Source organism: Paenibacillus sp. 01L418 (genome assembly GCF_056400045.1).
This window is the reverse complement of the sequence record NZ_JBFTSN010000573.1, coordinates 1-3,447: the sequence shown is the minus strand read 5'-3', so window position 1 is coordinate 3,447 and position 3,447 is coordinate 1. Positions and strand designations below refer to the sequence as shown.

3 protein-coding genes are annotated in these 3,447 nt (G+C 43.1%); all 3 read left to right on the top strand.

All coding sequences use genetic code 11. The features are described 5' to 3' along the window. Positions 1 to 113 (top strand): DinB family protein (locus tag AC1DSE_RS32910; RefSeq protein ID WP_477528886.1); only part of this gene is annotated, 113 nt, incomplete at its 5' end. 278 nt (positions 114 to 391) lie between these two features. Further along, positions 392 to 859 (top strand): DUF2691 family protein, encoded by a 468-nt coding sequence (locus AC1DSE_RS32905; protein ID WP_477513010.1) that lies wholly within the window; start codon positions 392 to 394, stop codon positions 857 to 859. A gap of 230 nt (positions 860 to 1,089) precedes the next feature. Next, positions 1,090 to 2,634: a DUF1565 domain-containing protein gene (locus AC1DSE_RS32900; protein WP_477528885.1), complete on the top strand. Its 1,545-nt coding sequence runs from the start codon at positions 1,090 to 1,092 to the stop codon at positions 2,632 to 2,634. Positions 2,635 to 3,447 lie beyond the last annotated feature (813 nt).

Sequence of the window (3,447 nt, the reverse complement as noted above, 5' to 3'; positions counted from 1 at the left end):
ATCGTGGTCAGATGACAGTCCTGATGCGTCAGGCAGGCCTTCGTGTGCCGGATCTTTACGGCCCGACAAAAGAGCAGTGGGCCGAGTACGGAGCGCTACCTCCAGTAATTTAGAGTAAGATTATATCCGCTTTGGCCGTTTGGCTATAGTGGGATTTATAAGTATTTTATCATAGGATTGAAAGTGGTGGCTTGAATCATAGACAAGAGGATACCATCGGACTGAAACTGTTGATTCTATTGAACTAACGGGTAAGTTGAGCCATGCGGATTGAGGTTAAGATTTATTGAACTAACGGGGAACGATAGTTGAATGACGAAAAGACGGCAAACGCTATTAATCGTTTGCCGTTTTTCATTGAAGTAACGGGCAGTATAGGAGAGGAGTTATTATGATAAGAGGCATTAGCTTCGAAATACCAAATGAGTACGGGAGCTACTTGGCTGGGATACTGAAGCCAGTCGATGTAGCTGCATATAACTGGTATGTTGGCGGTGAAGAAGCATATTTCATCGAGTACGGGGAGTTAGGGCGGCCACTCTTTCCTGATGAGGTTATTGGAATGGAAGGCGAAACATTAAAGCAGACAATAGAAAAAAACGAGTATTATGTGATTTTTGCAAACCTAAAGGCTTTTCCAAGAAATAAAGAGATTATTGATATTCAAACGTTTGAAGATTTTATTATCAGTGAATGTAGCCTCGTTATTTTAGTGGTCGATTGCGTGTATGTTACGGTGTATAGTAAGGATCCAGAAACAATCCAAAGGCTCTATAATAACTCGCTAACAATGGGGTTTTCTGAAGTAAACTTCATTACAGATGAAAATGATTTCAGAACAAGACTTTCTGTATGGTAAAGCATTCATGTTTGCATTGCTTGAATGTAATCGCTCAACTAACKGGACACGTTAACGGGCGGGTAGTTGAACAAGTCTAGAGAATAAATGCTGATAATGATATTCCCGTCTGAGTCCAAAGTACGCCAGTCTTTTCCTTGATCACATTTGCTCAAGTGTTTACTTGATGGTGCTTAAGATTCGTTATAGTATAATTAAAAGAAACATTCTGGAAAGGTAGATCCGTCTCAATGCAAACAAAGAGTAAATTATTCATTCTTGGTACGGTAGTTGCAACTGTAATAATTATGATGGGGCAATTGCGTGCCACCTCTACTTCAGCAGCCACTCCCACCTATTATGTAGACTCCAGAGGCAACGATGATAACGCGGGCACCAAAAAATCTCCTTGGAGAACTCTCCAGCATGCAGCAGACGTCGTAAAACCGGGCAGTACCGTGTATGTTAGAGGGGGCGTCTATAAGCAAAAGCTGAAAATTACCCGCTCCGGCTCAGCCCGGGGTGGTTCGATCACGTTCGTAAACTTTCCGAAGGAAAGGGCAGTCATTGATGGAAGCGGACTTTCTGTCACAGGACAACAAGGCATTATTGAGATTGAAGACGCCAGCCATATCACGATAAAGGGGTTTGAAATCCGTAATTTTATCACAACGAAAAAAGATCAATTGCCTATAGGTATATATGTCCACGGCTCAGGAAGCTATATTAAGATTCTGAATAACAAAGTGCATGATATCAAAAATACCGCTGCACCAACCGGCAGTGACCTGCTTGGCCGGGATGCTCACGGTATCGCTGTGTATGGTACTGATGCACCCGCCTCCATTCATCATGTAGCGATAGAAGGTAATGAGCTTTACAAGCTGGTACTGGGTTCAAGCGAGTCCCTTGTTTTAAACGGAAATGTCGATACTTTTTCCGTGACGAACAATCTCATTCATGATAATGACAATATCGGAATCGATCTCATCGGCTTCGAAGGAGTAGCGCCGCATCCGTCCTACGATCAAGTGAGAAATGGATTAGTCAGTGGCAATAGAGTATATAACATCTCATCCAACTTTAACCCTTCTTACGGTAAATCACTTCCTAACAATAGCAACGCGRCCGGTGGTATTTATATTGATGGGGGGAAAGACAGTGTTATTGAACGAAATTACAGTTACAAGAACGATATTGGCATTGAAATTGCCAGTGAACATGCAGGGAAATCCACAAGCGATATTACCGTGCGAAGCAACATTGTCTACAGTAATCGGTATACGGGAATAGCGATGGGCGGCTACGATAGTGAACGAGGCGCAACTGTGAATTGCAAGATCATCAACAATACCCTATATCAAAATAATTCGCTGAATGACGGCAGTGGTCAAATTCTGCTACAGTATGATACCAAGAATAATATGATCACAAATAATATCATCTTTGCGGAATCATCGAATGTCTTCATCTATAACGAACACACGAAAAACTCGGGAAATGTGGTAGACTACAATCTTTATTACGCCCCCGGAGACGTTTCGAAAGCAAATTGGATTTGGAAAAACGAGGAATATGTCGGTTTTTCGGCTTATAAGACCAGTACTAGAAATGATGTACACTCTATATTTGCCGAACCGCGGTTTGTGAATCAAGGCCAAAATAATTTCCACCTTAAAGCTGCTTCCGCAGCAATCGATGCGGGTAGATCTTACAGTTCGATCATCAAAACCTTGGACATTGACGGTCAAGCAAGACTACGGGGAGCATCAGTTAACATAGGGGCAGATGAGTAAAGGAAACGTTAGTTCAATAGTACACATCGATGAGCAGGCGCTGCGGTGGCCTGCTCATTTTATTAAGCTAACGGGCAGCATTCCTATTATGAAGAAATAGTGGTTTTGAATGCTGTTGAAAGCGGCACGGTTGGCATCAGGCACGGTATGAAAGTACGTTACTCTAAAAGCAACGGGTTCAGGACAGGACTCTCCACTCCTATCTATACTTTTGCACTCTGTTTGAGTGCAAGCCACCTTTCCAGGTGGCTTTTTTTATTGATCGTGAATTGACTTGCCTGCCAAAGGCTGCGGTATGCGACTCGAAATTTATGGTTGAGTCATTTTTGACGTGGTATGTAAAATTACGGGGAATGTCGGATTCGGTGAAGGTAATCGTAAATACCTAACAGACGTTAATTATCATGCAGAGGCGCTCTTTTTTATTTAAAGTCCAAATTAATGAATCTACAGGAATGCTCCCTTGGTACGATATAATTTTCTCACGAATGCTCGCTTATTCGCAGGATTTCGCCCGGATAGTAAGGGGGGGAAGACATGAAGGGAATACCCTGTTAGACTTCGGTAACATGAAGACGCACGGGAATAGAGGAGGGATATAACCGTCCTATATACTTCGATTTACTGCACGCATTCTCCACGCCACCCTTGGAGGTTTTCACTCCCATGTCTTAACGGGTCTATGCCCTCTCATTCCTTCGTTACGCCTATCCAAGGGGTGGAGGCCGGTCTTGCTAACGGTACGGGTCGGTGCCCTTTGGTTTAATGCATCCGGTACTCCGTGCTTTCTTTGAAATCCTGCGAATAAGCCAA

Excerpts from the sequence above, each read along its gene's own strand:
- AC1DSE_RS32905 (WP_477513010.1), top strand. The coding sequence starts at position 392 with ATGATAAGAGGCATTAGCTTCGAAATACCAAATGAGTACGGGAGCTAC.